Source organism: Pseudomonas sp. Pseusp9 (genome assembly GCF_059491265.1).
The window spans coordinates 727,707-747,558 of record NZ_CP168500.1 but is presented as its reverse complement, the minus strand read 5'-3'; the positions used below and the strand labels follow the sequence as shown (position 1 = coordinate 747,558).

The 19,852-nt window shown below is 58.8% G+C and carries 17 protein-coding genes and 2 tRNA genes; 2 read left to right on the top strand and 17 right to left on the bottom strand.

Translation table 11 applies throughout. The features are described from left to right. Window positions 1–28 precede the first annotated feature (28 nt). From ACEN8E_RS03265 to rlmE, 8 genes are all read right to left on the bottom strand, one after another. Window positions 29–105, bottom strand: a tRNA-Met gene (locus ACEN8E_RS03265). Between the two features lie 97 nt (window positions 106–202). Next, a tRNA-Leu gene (locus ACEN8E_RS03260) sits at window positions 203–288 on the bottom strand. Between the two features lie 22 nt (window positions 289–310). Further along, entirely contained in the window at window positions 311–694 is a 384-nt protein-coding gene (gene secG / locus ACEN8E_RS03255; RefSeq protein ID WP_057398830.1) for a preprotein translocase subunit SecG, read from the bottom strand. A 4-nt stretch (window positions 695–698) separates the two neighbouring features. Continuing rightward, on the bottom strand, window positions 699–1,454 hold the full coding sequence (gene tpiA, locus ACEN8E_RS03250; protein ID WP_008018782.1) for a triose-phosphate isomerase: 756 nt from the start codon (window positions 1,452–1,454) through the stop codon (window positions 699–701). Between the two features lie 66 nt (window positions 1,455–1,520). Further along, window positions 1,521–2,858 (bottom strand): phosphoglucosamine mutase, encoded by a 1,338-nt coding sequence (gene glmM, locus ACEN8E_RS03245; protein WP_495591411.1) that lies wholly within the window; start codon window positions 2,856–2,858, stop codon window positions 1,521–1,523. Between the two features lie 16 nt (window positions 2,859–2,874). Continuing rightward, window positions 2,875–3,726, bottom strand: coding sequence for a dihydropteroate synthase (gene folP, locus ACEN8E_RS03240; protein ID WP_495591410.1), 852 nt, complete (start codon window positions 3,724–3,726; stop codon window positions 2,875–2,877). 8 nt (window positions 3,727–3,734) lie between these two features. Next, the gene (ftsH, locus tag ACEN8E_RS03235; protein WP_033047686.1) at window positions 3,735–5,645 is read right to left on the bottom strand and encodes an ATP-dependent zinc metalloprotease FtsH; all 1,911 of its coding nucleotides are present in this window, start codon (window positions 5,643–5,645) and stop codon (window positions 3,735–3,737) included. A gap of 199 nt (window positions 5,646–5,844) precedes the next feature. Next, entirely contained in the window at window positions 5,845–6,477 is a 633-nt protein-coding gene (gene rlmE / locus ACEN8E_RS03230) for a 23S rRNA (uridine(2552)-2'-O)-methyltransferase RlmE (RefSeq protein WP_495591409.1), read from the bottom strand. A gap of 105 nt (window positions 6,478–6,582) precedes the next feature. Here rlmE and ACEN8E_RS03225 point away from each other — a divergent pair, with 105 nt between their 5' ends. Beyond that, a complete protein-coding gene (locus tag ACEN8E_RS03225; protein WP_007942889.1) occupies window positions 6,583–6,891 on the top strand; it encodes a YhbY family RNA-binding protein in 309 nt (102 codons plus the stop codon). Window positions 6,892–6,900: 9 nt separating this feature from the next. On the opposite strand, the gene ACEN8E_RS03220 is transcribed toward ACEN8E_RS03225, so the two are convergent. From ACEN8E_RS03220 to grpE, 8 genes are all read right to left on the bottom strand, one after another. After that, window positions 6,901–7,305: an MFS transporter gene (locus ACEN8E_RS03220; RefSeq protein WP_495593267.1), complete on the bottom strand. Its 405-nt coding sequence runs from the start codon at window positions 7,303–7,305 to the stop codon at window positions 6,901–6,903. A 28-nt stretch (window positions 7,306–7,333) separates the two neighbouring features. Further along, window positions 7,334–7,810, bottom strand: coding sequence for a transcription elongation factor GreA (gene greA / locus ACEN8E_RS03215; RefSeq protein WP_495593266.1), 477 nt, complete (start codon window positions 7,808–7,810; stop codon window positions 7,334–7,336). Between the two features lie 2 nt (window positions 7,811–7,812). Then, window positions 7,813–11,034, bottom strand: coding sequence for a carbamoyl-phosphate synthase large subunit (carB, locus tag ACEN8E_RS03210; RefSeq protein WP_495591408.1), 3,222 nt, complete (start codon window positions 11,032–11,034; stop codon window positions 7,813–7,815). A 116-nt stretch (window positions 11,035–11,150) separates the two neighbouring features. Then, the gene (gene carA, locus ACEN8E_RS03205) at window positions 11,151–12,287 is read right to left on the bottom strand and encodes a glutamine-hydrolyzing carbamoyl-phosphate synthase small subunit (RefSeq protein WP_495591407.1); all 1,137 of its coding nucleotides are present in this window, start codon (window positions 12,285–12,287) and stop codon (window positions 11,151–11,153) included. Between the two features lie 259 nt (window positions 12,288–12,546). Next, the gene (gene dapB / locus ACEN8E_RS03200; protein WP_495591406.1) at window positions 12,547–13,353 is read right to left on the bottom strand and encodes a 4-hydroxy-tetrahydrodipicolinate reductase; all 807 of its coding nucleotides are present in this window, start codon (window positions 13,351–13,353) and stop codon (window positions 12,547–12,549) included. Between the two features lie 9 nt (window positions 13,354–13,362). Continuing rightward, window positions 13,363–14,487, bottom strand: a complete 1,125-nt coding sequence (dnaJ, locus tag ACEN8E_RS03195; protein ID WP_495591405.1) for a molecular chaperone DnaJ — start codon at window positions 14,485–14,487, stop codon at window positions 13,363–13,365. Between the two features lie 296 nt (window positions 14,488–14,783). Next, window positions 14,784–16,700 carry a molecular chaperone DnaK gene (gene dnaK, locus ACEN8E_RS03190; RefSeq protein WP_008018792.1) on the bottom strand — a complete coding sequence of 639 codons (1,917 nt, stop codon included), beginning with the start codon at window positions 16,698–16,700 and terminating at the stop codon, window positions 14,784–14,786. A 102-nt stretch (window positions 16,701–16,802) separates the two neighbouring features. Further along, on the bottom strand, window positions 16,803–17,369 hold the full coding sequence (gene grpE / locus ACEN8E_RS03185; RefSeq protein ID WP_007988694.1) for a nucleotide exchange factor GrpE: 567 nt from the start codon (window positions 17,367–17,369) through the stop codon (window positions 16,803–16,805). 241 nt (window positions 17,370–17,610) lie between these two features. Here grpE and recN point away from each other — a divergent pair, with 241 nt between their 5' ends. After that, window positions 17,611–19,284 carry a DNA repair protein RecN gene (gene recN / locus ACEN8E_RS03180; protein WP_495591404.1) on the top strand — a complete coding sequence of 558 codons (1,674 nt, stop codon included), beginning with the start codon at window positions 17,611–17,613 and terminating at the stop codon, window positions 19,282–19,284. 79 nt (window positions 19,285–19,363) lie between these two features. Here recN and fur read toward each other — a convergent pair whose 3' ends face one another. Continuing rightward, complete coding sequence (gene fur / locus ACEN8E_RS03175) at window positions 19,364–19,768, bottom strand: ferric iron uptake transcriptional regulator (RefSeq protein ID WP_003197684.1); 405 nt, start codon at window positions 19,766–19,768, stop codon at window positions 19,364–19,366. Window positions 19,769–19,852 lie beyond the last annotated feature (84 nt).

Here is a 19,852-nt window from a genome sequence, read left to right as displayed (position 1 = left end):
AAAGCCCCTTAAAAGGGGCTCCTTAAACTGGTTGCGGGGGCCGGATTTGAACCGACGACCTTCGGGTTATGAGCCCGACGAGCTACCAGACTGCTCCACCCCGCGACAAAGCTGGGGCGGAAGTATACGACCGATCCCCTACAGGGTCAATGTAACCTTCCACCTGCAAGAAAGCCCGCAACAGCGGGCTCTCCTGACTAATTGGTACCGAGAAGGGGACTCGAACCCCTACACCCTATGGGCACAACCACCTCAAGGTTGCGTGTCTACCAATTCCACCACCTCGGCAATACTACGTTTGAAACCCTTCTTACTTCTGCTCTTGAGCTGGAGGTACGTCAGTCGCTGGAGTAGCCGACTTTTGCTCTTGAAGCACCGGGACATCATCAGAAGCCGGTTGTTGCTTTGGAACTTCCAGAACCGCTGGATTTGGGAGACCTGCTTGAGTCAGCTGGTGAGCCTTCTCTTTAGCAAAGTAACCTAACCCCAAGCTGGTCATGAAAAAACCTGCGGCAAGTATAGCAGTAAACTTACTAAGAAAGGTAGAGGAACCTTGGCTTCCGAACACAGTATTTGAAGCACCTGCTCCGAAAGACGCGCCAGCGTCCGCACCTTTACCCTGCTGCAGCAAAACCAGAGCTACTACGCCCAATGCACCCAGCAGATGAAAAACGACTACGACTGTTTCCAGCATTTTTTCAGTTTCCCGCGGCGCGACAGATCGCACCGAACTCATCTGCATTCAGGGAAGCCCCACCAATGAGACCCCCATCGATATCCGGCATGCCGAACAGTTCGACCGCATTGGCCGCCTTCACGCTGCCGCCGTATAGAAGCCGCACACCTTGCGCGACTTCAGAATTCTCTGCCGCCAACTGGGCGCGAATGGCTGCATGCACATCCTGCGCCTGTTGTGGCGTTGCAGTCAGCCCGGTGCCAATGGCCCAGACCGGCTCGTAAGCGATCACTGCCTTGGCAAAGGCACCGACACCCAGCTCCTCAATGATACTGCCAAGCTGACGCGAGACAACCTCAAGAGTCTTTCCGGCTTCACGCTGCTCAAGGGTTTCCCCTATGCACAACACCGGAATCAAGCCACATGCCTGTGCCGCTGCGAACTTGCGGATCAGCATTCCGTCCTGCTCGCCCATGATCTGGCGGCGTTCGGAGTGCCCGACAAGCACCAGGGAACAACCTGCATCCACCAACTGACTCGGTGCAACTTCACCGGTCAACGCACCTTGTCCGGATTCCACCGCAGAATTCTGCGCGCCGACCGAAATCGACTTTCCTTCCAGGCCATCAATCACTTGATTGATATGCAGGCAAGGCGGGAATACCGCGACATCAACACTGCCCGGCAAGGCCAGGTCACGAAGGCCGTTGATCAGCTCAGCGACGCTGGCGCGGGTACCGTGCATCTTCCAGTTACCAGCTACCATAGGGCGACGCATGCTGTACCTCGTCGGTCAAAGTGGGCGCAGATGTTACCCAACACAATCATGGCTGGCAAGCCGAATTCAGGCAGAAACTTCAGTAACCAGTTTTGCCAGCTCTTCGGCATAGCCACGAACCTGTGCTTCGTCTTCGCCCTCGACCATCACACGCACCAGCGGCTCGGTCCCGGACTTGCGCAACAGCACACGCCCACGACCGGCCATGGCCTTGGTCACACGCTCGCTGGCTTCCTTGACCGACGGATGTTCGAGAGGGTTTGCGCCGCCACCGAAACGCACATTGATCAGCACCTGAGGGCACTTGCGCAGCGCCTGCCGGGTCTGTGCCAGGCCTTCCTCACGCGTGCGCAATGCGATCAACACCTGCAGCGCGGCAATGATTGCATCACCCGTGGTGGTGTGGCTGAAGCACACGACATGCCCGGAGTTTTCACCTCCCACGATCCAGTTGCGCTCCAACAGCTCGGCAATGACATAGCGGTCACCGACATTGGCACGCACGAATGGAATACCCAGATCAGCCAGGGCCAGTTCCAGCCCCAGGTTACTCATCAGGGTTCCGACCACGCCGCCCTGCAGCTTGTCGCGCTCATGCAGATCCCGGGCAATGATGAACAGCAATTCGTCGCCATCCACCACCGCACCCGTGTGATCAACCATCTGAACGCGGTCACCATCGCCATCGAAGGCGATACCCAGGTCGGCCTGCTCAGCCACGACGGCAGCCTGCAGCGGGCCCATATGGGTCGAACCGCAATTGTCGTTGATGTTCAATCCATTCGGTTGCGCCGACAGTACAACGACTTCCGCGCCCAACTCACGGAACACACTTGGCGCCACCTTGTAAGTCGCACCGTGAGCGCAATCGATCACGATTTTCAGGCCGGTGAAACTGGTGCCGGTCGGCACGCTGCTCTTGCAGAATTCGATATAGCGCCCTGACGCGTCGTTGATTCGCGACACCTTGCCGATCTTGCTCGACTCCACCACGGTCATTGGCGTATCGAGCAACTCTTCAATCATCAGCTCGACTTCATCCGGTAGCTTGGTGCCCTTGCCGGAGAAGAACTTGATGCCATTGTCATCATGCGGATTATGCGACGCACTGATCACAATGCCAGCCTCGGCATGGAAGGTGCGAGTCAGATAGGCAATCGCCGGGGTCGGCATCGGACCCAGGAGCATTACATCAGCACCTGCGGAGGTAAGCCCCGCCTCAAGCGCAGACTCGAACATGTAGCCGGAGATCCGGGTGTCCTTGCCTACCAGGACCTTGCAGGCGCCCATCTTGCGGAACGCCATGCCTGCAGCCCAGCCGAGCTTGAGCATGAAATCAGGAGTAATCGGGTATTGCCCGACACGCCCGCGAATACCATCGGTGCCAAAATATTTTTTGCTCATAAGCGCTCCATCATTCTTATTCGGCTGATTCCACTGCGGCGATCATCCGCACTACATCCACTGTTTCGGCTACATCATGGACGCGCAATATACGCGCACCTTTCGCCGAAGCCAGCGCCGCGAGCGCCAAACCGCCATACAGTCGGTCTCCCACCTGGCGATTCAACGCCTGACCAATCATGCTCTTTCGCGAAACCCCGACCAACAGGGGTCGACCCAAGGCATGCAGGGCTTCCATATGTTTGAACAAACTCAGATTGTGCTGCAAGGTTTTGGCGAAGCCAAAGCCGGGGTCAAGAATGATCCGCTCGGCTGGGATACCCGCCAATGAACACTGGACCATGCGCTCGGCAAGAAACTCACCGACTTCCCTTGTAACGTCCTGATACTGTGGATTGTCCTGCATATCGCCCGGCTCTCCCAGCATATGCATCAGGCAAACCGGGAGCCCGGTGGCCGCTGCGGCATCCAGGGCACCATCGCGACGCAACGCACGCACGTCATTGATCAACCCGGCACCCAGGCGCGCAGTTTCGCGCATGACGGCTGGCGTGGAGGTGTCGACCGAGATGATGACGTCAAGCTCGCGATTGATGCGCTCGACTATGGGCGCTACGCGCTCCAACTCCTCCAGCGGCGACACCGCCCTGGCACCGGGACGGGTGGATTCGCCACCGACATCGATCAGCGTCGCGCCGGCCGCCACCATGGCTTCGGCATGGCGCATGGCCGCGTCGAGCTGGCTGTATTGGCCACCATCGGAGAAAGAATCAGGAGTGACATTGAGAATACCCATGACATGCGTCTGGGCCAAATCAAGAACCCGGTTGCCGCAAGGCAACCGGGTCGAGGACTGAACAGAAGTCATTTCAAACCTTATACGTCAGCAGCAGGACCGCCGATCGGTGTTTCCGGACGCTCATCCTGCACCACCGGAGGGGTGCCGGAAGTACCTGTGCCACCCGACCAGTCGCGTGGCTCGCGAGGTGTACGCCCCGCCATGATGTCGTCGATCTGCTCGGCATCGATCGTTTCGTACTTCATCAGGGCATCGGCCATCGCATCGAGCTTGTCACGGTTGTCCGTGAGAATCTGCTTCGCCGTGCCATAGCACTGATCGATGATGCTGCGCACTTCGGAGTCGATCAGCTTGGCTGTCTCACCAGAGAAGCTTGCATTCTGACCGCCACCGCCGCGACCGAGGAACACTTCACCCTCTTCTTCGGCGTACATCAACGGACCGAGTTTTTCCGAAAGCCCCCACTTGGTCACCATGTTACGCGCAATCTGGCTGGCACGCATGATGTCGTTGGAAGCACCGGTGGTCACGCCATCGAAGCCCAGGGTCATTTCTTCCGCAATACGACCGCCGTACAGCGAGCAGATCTGGCTGATCAATGCACGCTTGGACAGGCTGTAACGATCCTCTTCCGGCAGGAACATGGTTACACCCAGCGCACGACCGCGCGGGATGATCGACACCTTGTACACCGGATCATGCTCAGGCACGACACGCCCCACGATGGCGTGGCCCGCTTCGTGATAAGCCGTGTTCTGCTTTTCCTTCTCGGACATGACCATGGATTTGCGCTCGGCGCCCATCATGATCTTGTCTTTCGCCAGTTCGAATTCCTTCATCTCGACGATGCGCTTGCCGGCACGGGCAGCGAACAACGATGCCTCGTTGACCAGGTTGGCCAGGTCGGCACCAGAGAAGCCTGGAGTACCACGAGCGATCACGGCCGGAGCAACGTCGTCGCCCATCGGCACTTTGCGCATGTGAACCTTGAGAATCTGTTCGCGACCACGGATGTCCGGCAGACCGACCACAACCTGACGGTCGAAACGGCCTGGACGCAGCAACGCAGGGTCCAATACATCAGGACGGTTGGTCGCAGCAATCACGATGATGCCGTCATTCATTTCGAAGCCGTCCATCTCGACCAGCAACTGGTTGAGAGTCTGTTCGCGCTCGTCGTGACCACCACCCATGCCAGCGCCACGATGGCGACCGACCGCATCGATTTCGTCGATGAAGATGATGCATGGAGCGTGTTTCTTGGCCTGTTCGAACATGTCGCGAACACGGCTGGCACCCACACCGACGAACATTTCGACGAAGTCGGAGCCGGAAATGGTGAAGAACGGTACTTTGGCTTCGCCGGCGATGGCCTTGGCCAGCAGGGTTTTACCGGTACCCGGAGGACCAACCATCAGCACGCCGCGAGGAATGCGGCCACCCAGGCGCTGGAATTTGCCCGGATCGCGCAGGAACTCGACCAGCTCACCGACTTCTTCCTTGGCTTCGTCGCAACCGGCAACGTCAGCCAGGGTTGTTTTCACCTGATCCTCGGAGAGCAGGCGCGCCTTGCTTTTACCGAAGCTCATCGGCCCGCCCTTGCCACCCGCACCGCCCTGCATCTGCCGCATGAAGAACATGAACACGGCGATGATCACGAGGATCGGGAAGCTGGCGACCAGAAGCTGGGTCCAGATGCTTTGCTGCTCAGGCTGCTTGCCTTCGACCACGACGTGGTTATCCACCAGGTCGCCAATCAGGCCGTTGTCCTGGATCGCCGGACGAATGGTCTTGAAGCTGTCGCCATCGTTGCGTTTGCCGGTAATCACGTAGCCATCAACCGCCACGCGCTCGACCTTGCCATCCTTGACCTGCTGGATGAAGTCGGAATAGTTGAGGGTCTGCGGCTCGTTAGGGCTGGAGAAGTTGTTCATCACCGTCACCAGGACAGCCGCGATGATCAACCACAGGATCAGATTCTTTGCCATATCGTTCAATTAACTACCCTCTGAAGCAAGCTCCGCTACTGACGCGCGCTTCGCATGATATTCACCGGCCTAACTTACTACATTACCTACAACTTGGCAGGCGCCGTCTGTAACCCTTTGTGAAACACTTCCTACACAATATTCGCTATTTCTGACAAGGCGTAATACGAAAATCCTATCACCCCGATCAAAAATTAATTCATTCCTCACTGCGTCCGCGGAAACCGCGGCCCAGCAGGTACTGCTCGCGAGAACGGTCGCGCGACGACGTCGGCTTGCGCATCTGCACCTTCTCGAACTGCTGGCGAACGCTCTTGTGGAATTCGTCGAAGCCTTCGCCCTGGAAGATCTTGATCAAAAAATCACCACCGGGCTTGAGCACCCGGGTCGAAAGATCCAGTGCCAACTCGCACAGGAACATCGCTCGCGGCATGTCGACAGCTGGTAATCCACTCATATTGGGGGCCATGTCGGAAATCACAAGGTCTACTTCTTTATTTCCGACCGCATCGAGGATCCGGGCCAGCACGGCATCCTCGGTAAAGTCGCCCTGAATGAAGGTCACGTCCGGGATGCTGTCCATTTCCAGAATGTCAGAAGCGATCAGCGTCCCCTGCCCGCCAATCAGACGACTGGTCACCTGGGACCAGCCCCCCGGAGCCGCACCGAGGTCGATTACGCTCATGCCTGGACGAATCAGACGGTCCTTTTCCTGGATCTCCAGCAGTTTGTAGCTGGCGCGGGAACGGTACCCGTCTTTTTGTGCCATTTTGACGAATGGGTCGTTGAAATGCTCTTTCAGCCAGTTAAGGCTTGTCTTGGAACGGGCCACGGGATACCTCGGAAGTAAAACGGGTCGTGATTAACTGGGCGGTCCCGGACTCGCTCGGGTAAACTGGCCGCCGCTTTTTACAAGATCAGACGCAGGGGTCAGATTATGCCGCTCACTCAAGAGCAGAAGAAACAGTACAAATCCATTGGCCACCATCTGAAACCAGTTTTGATTGTGGCAGACAATGGTTTGACTGAAGGTGTGTTAGCCGAACTTGAACGCGCTTTGGCGGATCACGAGCTGATCAAGATCAAGCTCAACATCCTCGATCGCGAATCGCGCCTGGCGTCCATTGCAGAGCTCTGCAAGGTCGGCAAAGCGGATCTGGTTCAGGTCATCGGCAAGATGGCACTGATCTACCGCAAGAACTTCAGCGTCAACAAGCAGCTGTCGAACGTCCATCGCTTCAAGTGATGGCAAGGGTCAAGGGTGTGCTTCGCGCACCCTGCCACTCCATCCCGGCACCGGCTGCAACACCAGCACCACTCCGGTAAAGCCCAGAGCAAGATAGCTGAACGCCTGCCAACGCACGGCATCCGGCCAGCCAAAACGCACGGCGAAGTACATCGCGCACGCGCACAGCGCCATCAACAGCAGTTGCCCGCGAACATCCCGCCATAGACTGACAAGGCCCTCGGTCTTTATCAGCACCAAAGCCTGAAAAATCAAGCACGCCGTAGCAAATCCCACTACCAGCGCATTGAGCGTGCCTGCGATTTCGTCGATCAGTAGCGGCGCCAGGCCAATTCGCCCCAGCACCGGCAACAGACCAACTTGCAACAGCCACAAGCCGCCGACCCACAACATCTGGGTCAGCTGCCAAAGCATGGCGCCCGCACGAAGCGGGCGCCGGCCTTCAGATGTGGCGAACTTCGACAATCTCGTACTCGATAACGCCACTTGGCGTTTTCACCGCAACCACATCGCCCTCTTCCTTGCCGATCAAGGCACGAGCCAGGGGCGAGCCAACCGAAATCTTGCCAAGTTTGAAGTCAGCCTCATCCTCACCCACGATGTGGTAAGTGACGCTTTCATCCGTCTCGACGTTGGCGATTTCGACGGTGGTGCCGAAGATCACTTTGCCGGTGTGCGGAATGCTCGTGACGTCGATGATGACCTGGTTCTGAATCCGGCCTTCGATGTCACGAATCCGCGCCTCGACCATACCCTGCTGCTCACGGGCAGCGTGGTATTCGGCGTTTTCCTTCAAGTCACCCAACTCACGGGCCGTCCCGATGTCCTGGCTGAGCTTCGGACGAACGACCTTGGTCAGGTGAAGGTGCTCTTCTTCCAGGGCGCGCGCGCCCTGAACGGTCATTGGGTACTTCGTTATGCTCATGCCTTCAATCCTGCGTGTAGATCCTGCAAGCGGCGTACGGTTTTTTCAGGACCGAACTTCAGCGCCTCACAGATGGCTTCGCCAGCAGCAATGGTGGTGGTGCAATAAATCTTGTGCTGCAGGGCATTACGACGAATGGAGTACGAATCAGCGATCGACTGACGACCTTCGGTGGTGTTGATGATCAGCGTGACTTCGTCATTCTTGATCATGTCGACCACGTGCGGACGACCTTCGGTCACCTTGTTCACACGGCGCACTTTCAGGCCTGCAGCCTCGATCAGCTTGGCAGTACCGGCAGTGGCAACCACTTCGAAGCCCAAGTTGATCAGATCACGGGCCACGCCCGCAACCAGCGGCTTGTCGTCGTCACGTACGCTGATGAACGCAGTACCGCCGGTCGGCAACACTTCGCTGGCGCCCATCTGGGCCTTGGCGAACGCCTCACCGAAGGTATCGCCCACGCCCATCACTTCACCGGTGGACTTCATCTCAGGGCCGAGGATCGGGTCAACACCAGGGAATTTGGCGAACGGGAACACCGCCTCTTTCACGCTGTAGAAGTTCGGGATGATTTCCTTGGTGAAACCCAGCTCTTTCAGGGTTTTACCGGCCATCACGCGTGCTGCGATCATCGCCAGGGAAACGCCGATGCACTTGGACACGAACGGTACGGTACGGGAAGCACGCGGGTTGACTTCGATGACGTAGATGTCTTCGCCTTGCAGCGCCAACTGAACGTTCATCAGGCCGACCACGCCGAGTTCCAGGGCCATTTTCTTGACCTGCTCGCGCATCTCGTCCTGGATGTGCGCCGGCAGCGAGTATGGCGGCAGCGAGCACGCGGAGTCACCGGAGTGAACACCGGCCTGCTCGATGTGCTGCATGATCGCGCCGATCACCACGTCCTTGCCGTCGCAGACCGCATCCACGTCCATTTCGATGGCGCAGTTGAGGAAGTGGTCCAGCAGCACCGGGCTGTCGTTGGACACTTGAACCGCTTCACGCAGGTAGCGCTTGAGTTCTTCTTCTTCGTAAACGATTTCCATCGCACGACCGCCCAGTACGTAGGACGGACGCACCACCAGCGGGTAACCGATCTTGCTGGCGGCACGAATGGCTTCGTCTTCGCTGCGCACGGTGGCGTTCGGCGGCTGACGCAGGTTCAGGCGCTGGACCATCTGCTGGAAGCGCTCGCGGTCTTCGGCGCGGTCGATTGCATCAGGGCTGGTGCCGATGATCGGCACGCCAGCCGCTTCCAGGGCGCGAGCCAGTTTCAGCGGGGTCTGGCCGCCGTACTGGACGATCACGCCTTTCGGCTTCTCGACGCGAACGATTTCCAGCACGTCTTCCAGGGTCACTGGTTCGAAGTACAGGCGATCGGAGGTGTCGTAGTCGGTGGATACGGTTTCCGGGTTGCAGTTGACCATGATGGTCTCGTACCCGTCATCGCGCAGGGCCAGTGCCGCGTGCACGCAGCAGTAGTCGAACTCAATGCCCTGGCCGATACGGTTCGGACCGCCGCCCAGGATCATGATTTTGTCGCGACCCGATGGTGCGGCTTCGCACTCTTCCTCGTATGTCGAGTACAGGTAAGCGGTGTCGGTGGCGAACTCGGCTGCGCAAGTGTCGACGCGCTTGTAGACCGGGAAGATTTCCAGCTTGTGACGGTGAGCGCGCAGGCTCTTCTCGGTCACACCCAGCAGCTTGGCCAGGCGCATATCGGAGAAGCCCTTGCGCTTGAGGCGGAACATCAGGTCGCGGTCGATGCTGGTCAGACCCAGGGTCTTGACCTTCGCTTCTTCCTTGATCAGGTCCTCCATCTGTACCAGGAACCAAGGATCGATCATGGTCATGCCGAAGATGTCTTCGACGCTCATGCCGGCGCGCATTGCGTCCGCCACGTACCAGATACGCTCGGCGCCCGGCACGGTCAGCTCGCGCTTGAGCACGCTCATGCTTTCCGGGTTGCCCAGATCAACTTTCTCGTCCAGGCCGCAAACACCGACCTCCAGGCCGCGCAGGGCTTTCTGCAGGGATTCCTGGAAGGTACGGCCGATGGCCATGACTTCACCGACCGACTTCATCTGAGTGGTCAGGCGCGCATCAGCCTTGGAGAACTTCTCGAAGGCAAAGCGTGGCAGCTTGGTGACGACGTAGTCGATGGATGGCTCGAAGGACGCCGGGGTCTTGCCGCCGGTGATGTCGTTCGACAGCTCGTCGAGGGTGTAGCCCACAGCCAGCTTGGCCGCGACCTTGGCGATCGGGAAGCCGGTGGCTTTCGAGGCCAGTGCCGAGGAACGCGATACGCGCGGGTTCATCTCGATCACGACCATGCGGCCGGTGTTCGGGCAGATACCGAACTGAACGTTGGAACCACCGGTTTCCACGCCGATCTCGCGCAGTACCGCCAGGGAGGCGTTACGCAGGATCTGGTATTCCTTGTCGGTCAGGGTCTGTGCAGGAGCCACGGTGATCGAGTCGCCGGTGTGCACGCCCATCGGGTCGAAGTTTTCGATGGAGCAGACGATGATGCAGTTGTCCTTCTTATCGCGGACAACCTCCATCTCGTACTCTTTCCAGCCGATCAGCGATTCGTCGATCAGCAGTTCCTTGGTCGGCGACAGGTCCAGACCACGGGCGCAGATTTCTTCGAACTCTTCACGGTTGTAAGCGATACCGCCACCGGTGCCGCCCATGGTGAAGGACGGACGAATGATGCACGGGAAGCCGAGCTTCTCGAGGACCGCATTGGCCTCTTCCATGCTGTGGGCGATACCGGAACGCGGGCACGCCAGGCCGATGGATTTCATGGCCTTGTCGAAACGCGAGCGGTCTTCAGCCTTGTCGATGGTGTCGGCGTTGGCGCCGATCATCTCTACGCCGAACTTTTCCAGAACGCCTTCGCGCTCCAGGTCCAGGGCGCAGTTCAGAGCGGTCTGGCCACCCATGGTCGGCAGCAGCGCGTCCGGACGCTCTTTCTCGATGATCTTGGCAACGGTCTGCCACTTGATCGGCTCGATGTAGGTGGCGTCGGCCATGGCCGGGTCGGTCATGATGGTGGCCGGGTTGGAGTTCACCAGGATGACGCGGTAACCCTCTTCGCGCAGGGCCTTGCAGGCCTGGGCGCCGGAGTAGTCGAATTCGCAGGCCTGGCCGATCACGATCGGGCCAGCGCCAAGAATCAGGATGCTTTTAATGTCTGTACGTTTTGGCATGGGTTTGTCACTCAAATCCGCAGGTCAGTCGGCAAGCCGTCTTGTTCAATCTCTGACTTGAGGGGGCCACCGGTATCGGGGCCGCCCTCAAGCTGTGCTACATCAAGGACGAGCGATCAGCGTCGCTTGGCCATCTCGTTGATGAAGCGATCGAACAATGGCGCTACGTCGTTCGGGCCAGGGCTGGCTTCAGGGTGACCCTGGAAGCTGAAGGCGCTCTTGTCGGTACGCTCGATACCCTGCAGGGTGCCGTCGAACAGCGATTTATGGATCGCGCGAACGTTGGCTGGCAGGGTCGCTTCGTCTACGGCAAAACCGTGGTTCTGGCTGGTGATCATCACCACGCCGCTGTCCAGATCCTGGACGGGGTGGTTGGCACCGTGGTGGCCGTGACCCATTTTCAGGGTCTTGGCGCCGGAGGCCAGGGCCAGCAGCTGGTGACCGAGGCAGATACCGAAGACCGGAATTTCGGTTTCCAGCACGTCCTTGATCGCCTGGATCGCGTAGTCGCAAGGCTCCGGATCACCAGGGCCGTTGGACAGGAACACGCCATCCGGCTTCAGCGCCAGTGCATCGGCAGCAGGCGTTTGCGCAGGCACGACGGTCACGCGGCAACCGCGCTCGACCAGCATGCGCAGGATGTTCACCTTGACGCCGTAGTCGTAGGCCACGACGTGGTACGGCAGCTCGGAGGCCTCGATGGTCGCGTGGCTGTCGGTTTTCAGATCCCAGACAGTCGAGCGCCACTCGTAGCTTTCCTTGGTGCTGACGACTTTCGCCAGGTCCATGCCCTTGAGGCCAGGGAAGCCCTGGGCGGCGGCGATGGCGGCTTCTTCGGAAATGTTGTCACCGGCCATGATGCAGCCGTTCTGCGCGCCTTTTTCACGCAGGATGCGCGTCAGGCGGCGGGTGTCGATACCGGCGATGGCTACAACATTGTTGGCCTTCAGGTAGTCGGACAGGGACATCGTGTTACGCCAGTTGCTCGCCACCAATGGCAGGTCACGGATGACCAGGCCGGCAGACCAGACGCGGTTGGACTCGGCGTCTTCCGGCGTAGTGCCGGTATTGCCGATGTGCGGATAAGTCAGGGTAACGATCTGTTGGGCGTAGGAAGGATCGGTAAGGATTTCCTGATAGCCGGTCATTGCGGTGTTGAACACCACCTCACCAACGGTTTGACCGTCGGCTCCAATGGCTTCGCCGCGAAAAATGCTGCCATCAGCAAGGGCGAGTATGGCTGGCTTAGTCAAGAAGACCTCCCGTAAATAAAGCCTGAAAGGGCGATCGCAGGTTGTAAAAAAGCGGAGTGACGTATGGACACGTCACCCCGCTTCTTCACTGAATTATTCTGCGCGCTTTTAGTGGACACACTAAAGCTGTAGCTTACAGAAAAAGGCATTTTTGGTCTACCGCCAATGAGCCTTAAAGGCTGGAGAATGCGACAGGACGTCGCTTGGCGGAATAAAACCGGGCTCAAACGCTGTGCGCGAGCCCGATTTCGGGTGCATCTTAACGCAGGTCGAGCACATCTTGCATGTCATAAAGGCCAGGCTCGCGCCCGTCCAGCCACAACGCAGCACGTACCGCGCCCTTGGCGAAGGTCATGCGGCTGGATGCTTTATGGGTGATTTCCAGACGCTCGCCTTCGCAGGCAAACAGCACCGTGTGATCGCCAACCACATCACCACCGCGCACGGTGGCAAAGCCGATGGTTTCACGCTCACGCACACCGGTATGGCCTTCACGACCATAAACCGCGACCTTTTGCAGATCACGATCCAGCGCACCAGCGATCACTTCACCCATGCGCAGGGCCGTACCGGACGGCGCATCGATCTTGTGACGGTGATGCGCTTCGATGATTTCGATATCCGCCTCATCACCCAGCACTCGAGCAGCCATATCGAGCAGCTTCAGCGACAGGTTCACACCAACGCTGAAGTTGGCAGCGAAGACGACGGGAATATCCTTGCCCGCCTCCACCAGCAACTGCTTCTGCGCAGCGTCCAGCCCGGTGGTGCCGATCACCATGGCCTTGCCTGCCTCGCGGCAGAAGGCCAGGTTTTTCAGCATGACTTCCGGCAGCGTAAAGTCGATCAACACATCGAACTCTTCCGCCACGGACTCCAGGCTTCCGGTCAGCGGCACGCCAATGCGCCCCAGCGAAGCCAGCTCACCCGCATCCACGCCAATCAGCGTGCTGCCAGGGCGCACAACGGCTGCCGTCAGACCGGTCAGAGGCGCGCGCTGCTGCACGGCCTCGACCAGGATTTTACCCATGCGCCCGGCAGCGCCCATCACAGCAATACGTCGCATGCCGACTCCTTACAGATCGCCGAAGAAGCGCTTGACGCCTTCGAACCAGCCAGTGGTTTTCGGCGAGTGACTGTTGTCGTCCGCCAGCGAGCTGCGGAACTCTTCGAGCATTTCGCGCTGGCGACGGCTCAGGTTGACCGGAGTCTCGACCGCCACACGGCACATCAGGTCACCGGCACCGCCACCGCGCACGGGTGCAACACCCTTGCCACGAACGCGGAACTGCTTGCCGGTCTGAGTACCCTCAGGAATCTTCAGCTTGACGCGACCGTCAAGGGTCGGAATCTCCAGCTCGCCACCCAGCGCAGCGTCGACGAAGCTGATCGGCACTTCGCAGAACAGGTGCTTGCCGTCACGCTGGAAGATCGCGTGCTCACGTACATTGATCACCACGTACAGGTCGCCAGTCGGACCACCCTGAGCACCCGCCTCGCCTTCGCCGGACAAACGAATGCGGTCACCGGTATCGACACCGGCCGGCACTTTCACCGACAGGGTCTTGTACTCTTCGACACGACCTTCGCCGTGGCAGGAATCGCATGGATCGGAAATGATCTTGCCCTGACCATGGCAGCGCGGGCAGGTCTGCTGCACCGAGAAAAAACCTTGCTGCATGCGCACCTGGCCGATACCGCCGCAAGTCGGGCAGGTCACCGGTGAAGAGCCTCTCTTGGCACCGGAGCCGTCGCAAGGCTTGCAGTTGACCAGCGTCGGAACGCGGATGTTCACGGTCGTACCGCGCACCGCTTCCTCGAGGTCCAGTTCCAGGGTGTAGCGCAAGTCACTGCCGCGCTGAGCGCCACCACGGGAACCGCCGCGACCACCACCGAAGAAATCACTGAAGACATCGCCAAAGATATCGGAGAAGTTCTGACCGCCGAACCCGGCACCGCCGCCACCCATGCTCGGGTCGACACCGGCATGACCGTACTGGTCGTATGCCGCGCGCTTGCCGGAATCCGACAGCACTTCGTAGGCCTCGTTGGCCTCCTTGAATTTCTCTTCCGACGCCTTGTCATCCGGATTACGGTCCGGGTGGTGCTTCATCGCCAGGCGACGGTAGGCCTTTTTCAGGTCCGCTTCGCTTGAGCCACGCTCAACACCCAACACTTCGTAATAGTCACGCTTTGCCATAAGTCTTTGCACTCTTGAGGACGTCCGACAAAACCCTCCTGAGTCTGCCGAACTCGCTGAGCCCCAATACAGGCCCGGACCCAACTCACGTCAATTCAACGATCCTGGTCTTTGATTCAATGCGGTACTTGCGGCTCGAAAAGCAGGAGCATTCCCGGCCATACCACCACCACGCGAACGATGTCGCATGCTGTAAAAATTCGCGTATTCCAGACACGCCAACGCGGGAGCAAGCTCCCGCGCGGCGACATCCTACCAGTCACCGCCCAAAGGCAGTCAACCGGCCGACCAACAACTTACTTGTGGTCTTTCACTTCTTCGAACTCGGCGTCGACAACGTCGTCAGCCTTTTGCGCCTTGTCGTCGTGCGGTGCCGCGCCTTCAGCAGGCTGAGCCTGTTCGGCGTACATCTTTTGCGCCACTGGAGCGGAGACTTTCGACAGCTCTTCAACCTTGGCTTCGATAGCAGCCTTGTCGTCGCCTTTAACAGCGGCTTCCAGGGCAACCACTGCCGCTTCGATTGCAGTCTTCTCTTCAGCGGTCACTTTATCGCCGGCATCGGCAACCATTTTGCGCGTCGAGTGAACCAGTGCATCACCCTGGTTGCGGGCAGTGGCCAGCTCTTCGAACTTGCGGTCTTCCTCGGCGTTCGCCTCGGCATCACGCACCATACGCTCGATTTCTTCGTCGGACAGACCGGAGTTGGCCTTGATCACGATCGACTGAGTCTTGCCGGTAGCCTTGTCTTTCGCACCTACGTGCAGGATGCCGTTGGCGTCGATGTCGAAGGTCACTTCGATCTGCGGCACACCACGTGGAGCTGGTGGAATGTCAGCCAGGTCGAACTTGCCCAGGGACTTGTTCTGTGCGGCTTGCTTACGCTCGCCCTGCAGCACGTGAATGGTCACGGCGCCCTGGTTGTCGTCGGCAGTCGAGAACACTTGCGATTTCTTGGTAGGAATCGTGGTGTTTTTCTCGATCAGCGCGGTCATCACGCCACCCATGGTTTCGATACCCAGGGTCAGCGGGCTGACGTCGAGCAGCAGAACGTCCTTCACGTCACCGGCCAGTACCGCGCCCTGAATGGCAGCGCCCATGGCAACCGCTTCGTCCGGGTTCACGTCTTTACGAGCTTCTTTACCGAAGAACTCGGTTACCAGCTTCTGAACCAGTGGCATACGGGTCTGACCGCCCACCAGGATCACGTCGTTGATCGCGCCAACGTCGATACCGGCATCTTTCATCGCGATGCGGCAAGGTTCGATGGTGCGCTGAACCAGGTCTTCCACCAATGCTTCGAGCTTGGCGCGGGAGATCTTCACGTTCAGGTGCTTAGGACCGGTAGCGTCTGCAGTGATGTACGGCAGGTTCACGTCGGTCGACTGACTCGAGGACAGTTCGATCTTGGCTTTTTCAGCAGCTTCTTTAAGGCGCTGCATGGCCAGCGGGTCGCCCTTGAGGTTCATGCCGCTTTCTTTCTTGAATTCGTCGACGAGGTAGTCGATCAGACGAATGTCAAAGTCTTCACCGCCCAGGAACGTGTCACCGTTGGTGGCCAGTACTTCGAACTGATGCTCGCCATCGACTTCAGCGATCTCGATCACGGAAACGTCGAAAGTACCGCCGCCCAGGTCGTAAACGATCACGGTGTGATCGCCCTTCGCCTTGTCCATACCGTAAGCCAGAGCGGCTGCGGTCGGTTCGTTGATGATACGTTTTACGTCCAGACCGGCGATGCGGCCGGCGTCCTTGGTCGCTTGACGCTGGCTGTCGTTGAAGTAGGCCGGAACGGTGATCACCGCTTCAGTCACGGTCTCGCCGAGGTAGTCTTCGGCGGTCTTCTTCATCTTCTTCAGGATTTCAGCCGAGATTTGTGGCGGTGCCATTTTCTGGCCGTTCACTTCAACCCAGGCGTCGCTGTTGTCAGCCTTGACGATCTTGTAAGGGACCATCTGGATGTCTTTCTGCACGACTTCTTCGTCGAAACGACGACCGATCAGACGCTTCACCGCATACAGGGTGTTGTGCGGATTGGTCACGGCCTGACGCTTGGCCGACTGGCCAACCAGAATTTCGCCATCGTTGGCGTAAGCGATGATCGACGGCGTGGTACGCGCGCCTTCAGCGTTTTCAATAACTTTTGCCTTGCCGTTTTCCAGCACGGAGACGCAGGAGTTGGTAGTCCCCAGGTCGATACCGATAATTTTGCCCATGTTCACTCTCCCGAAACTTTGGATTTGGTTGCCGCAGCAGTGGTGGCTAACTGCGGTAGCACTTAAACGCTTGACTTATAAATGGGGGCCTTGCGGCGGATTTCAAGCCTGCTCGTCAATCGAGGGCGAAACCGGCGCAGGCGCCTTGCTGACCACGACCATCGCCGGGCGCAGCAGACGACCATTGAGCTGATAGCCCTTCTGGAACACCTTCAGAACGCTGTTCGGCTCGACATCGGCACTTTCCTGCATGGCCATTGCCTGATGCTGAACGGCATTGAACGGTTCGCCATGCGGATCGATCGCTTCAAGCTGATAACGCTTGAGGGTGTCGTGGAACATTTTCAGGGTCAGTTCGATGCCTTCGCGCATCGGACGGATGCTTTCGTCGTCCGGGCTGGACAGTTCCAGGCCGCGCTCCAGGCTGTCGACGATCGGCAGCAGGTCGCCGGCGAACTTTTCCAGCGCGAACTTGTGAGCTTTCTCTACATCCTGCTCGGCGCGACGGCGGACGTTCTGCAGATCGGCGGCTACACGCAAAGCCTGATCCTGAGCGCCTGCCAGTTGCTCTTCGAGCACTTGTACACGAGCCGCCAGGTCTTCACCCGAAGCCTCGGGCGCCTGGTTGGCGTCTGGGTTTTGCGTATCCACTGTCTGTTCGTCAGCCATAGATTTCTCCTTTCAATATCGTCCGCGAGCTCGACTCGCGCTTCTGCCCAGCTATATGGGGCCGCAAAATCCGGCTTCAAGGGGGGCCCGATCATTAACCCTACAAAAAATAACCGCATTGTCATTCCCGCCGGCGATAAGGGTTTCGTCGGACCAAGCCAATCGAGCTAACGAGGGGCATTGTCAGCCAGAAACAAAACACTGTATAAATAACCAGACTTAACACCTGGGAGCGGCCCATATGCTGGTGCACCTGTCCGTACACAACTACGCCATCGTTGAACATCTCGATCTCGAACTCGATCGCGGGATGAGCGTGATCACCGGGGAAACCGGCGCGGGCAAGTCGATCATGCTCGACGCGCTGGGCCTTACCCTGGGTGATCGCGCCGACAGCGGCGTGGTCCGCCCCGGCGCGGACAAGGCCGACATCCTGGCCACCTTTGATCTGGCCGACATTCCGGAAGCCAGCGCCTGGCTGGCCGAGCGCGACCTCGAAAACGACGGCCCGTGCATCCTGCGCCGGGTGATCACATCCGAAGGACGCTCGCGTGGCTACATCAACGGCACGCCCTGCCCGCTTGGCGACCTCAAGGCGCTGGGCGAGCTGCTGATCGACATTCACAGCCAGCACGAACACCAATCCCTGCTCAAGACCGATACCCACCGTCGCCTGCTCGATGAATATGCCGGCGCGACGGATCTTGCCCGCCAGGTTCAACTCGCCGCCCAACGCTGGCGCCAGACCCGCCAGGAGCTGGAGCGACTCTCCAACTCCGGCGACGAGCAACGCGCCCGTCATCAGCTGCTCAGCTATCAACTCGAGGAGCTGGAAAACCTCGGCCTTGGCGACAACGAGCTGGAGCAGCTGGAACAGGAACACAAGAACCTGACCAACGCCGAAACCCTGCTGGGAATCTGCCGACAAGTCGTCGAGCAATGCAGTGAAAGTGATTCGGGGAATGTCCTCAACGCTCTCACCGCCAGCCTCAACCGCCTGTCGAGCGTGAACAGCTCGATCGGTGCGCTGGGTGAAGCCAGCAGCTTGTTGACCAGTGCACAGATCCAGGTTGAAGAGGCCGTAGGTGAACTGAACCGCTTCCTCGACAATTTCGACGCCGACCCGTCGCGCCTTCAATACCTTGAAGAACGCCTCGACGCGATCTACACCCTGGCACGCAAACACCGCATCCAGCCAACCGAAGTTGCCGAGATGCAACAGAAGCTGCTGGATGAAATCGAAACCCTGAACGCCAACGACGAATCCATCGAGCGACTGAGCGATGAGCTGTCTTCCTATGCCCGGCACTATCAGGAAAGGGCCAGGGAACTGAGCGATCTAAGGCATCAGGCATCGAACAGCCTGGCCGGCGCCGTGGAGCAGGAAATCCAGCGTCTGGGTATGCCTGGCGGGCGCTTTACCATTGAATTGCGCCCCAACAGCAGCGATGAACTTCTGCCCAATGGCCTGGAACAGGTAGAACTGCTGGTCAGCGCCAACCCTGGCCAGCCGCTGAAGGCCCTGGCGAAAGTGGCATCCGGCGGCGAACTGTCGCGGATCAGCCTGGCGATCCAGGTAATCACCGCACAGACTTCCCGTGTCCCGACCCTGGTGTTCGACGAAGTCGACGTCGGCATTGGCGGTCCGACCGCAGAAATCGTCGGCCAGTTGCTACGCAGGCTCGGCGAGCGCGGGCAGGTACTGACCGTGACCCACTTGCCGCAAGTGGCAGCGCAAGGTCATCAGCATCTATTCGTGCACAAGGTGCGCGGTGAGGATGCCACCCGTACAGCCGTTTCCAGATTGAGCAAAAACGACCGCGTCGAAGAAGTCGCGCGGATGCTCGGCGGCATTGACCTCACCAAGGAATCCCTGGCTCACGCCAGGAAAATGGTGGTTGCCGCAAAAGCTTGAATAGATAGAGGCAGAAAGCACGAAGGCGACCCTGGGGTCGCCTTCGTTCGTTTCGCGAACCGATGTTCGCGCGACATGCTTACTTTTTCTTGCGCACGTACAGCACCAGATTGTGATCAACCATCTCGAAGCCATACTTGTCGACGATTGCTTTCTGAAGCCGCTCGATTTCCTCGTCGAAGAATTCGATCACTTCGCTGGTTTCGACGTTGACCATATGGTCGTGATGCTTTCCGTCGTCCAGCTCGAAGACCGCATGGCCTCCGTCGAAGTTGTGTCGCACCACAAGGCCAGCTGCCTCGAACTGGGTCAGAACACGGTAAACCGTGGCCAGACCGACGTCCTCACCAGCCTCCATAAGGGCCTTGTAGACATCCTCGGCACTCATGTGGCGCTGCTCGGCGGAATCGAGCATTTGCAGAATTTTGACCCGTGGCAGGGTCACTTTGAGGCCGGCTTTGCGTAGTTCGCTATTTTCAACCATGGTCAGCTTTCTCGCGATGCTGCTTCGCAGCTTCTCTTAATGCGGGTATGATCGGCGTTTACGTTGTCCCAGCCAAGATAGTGG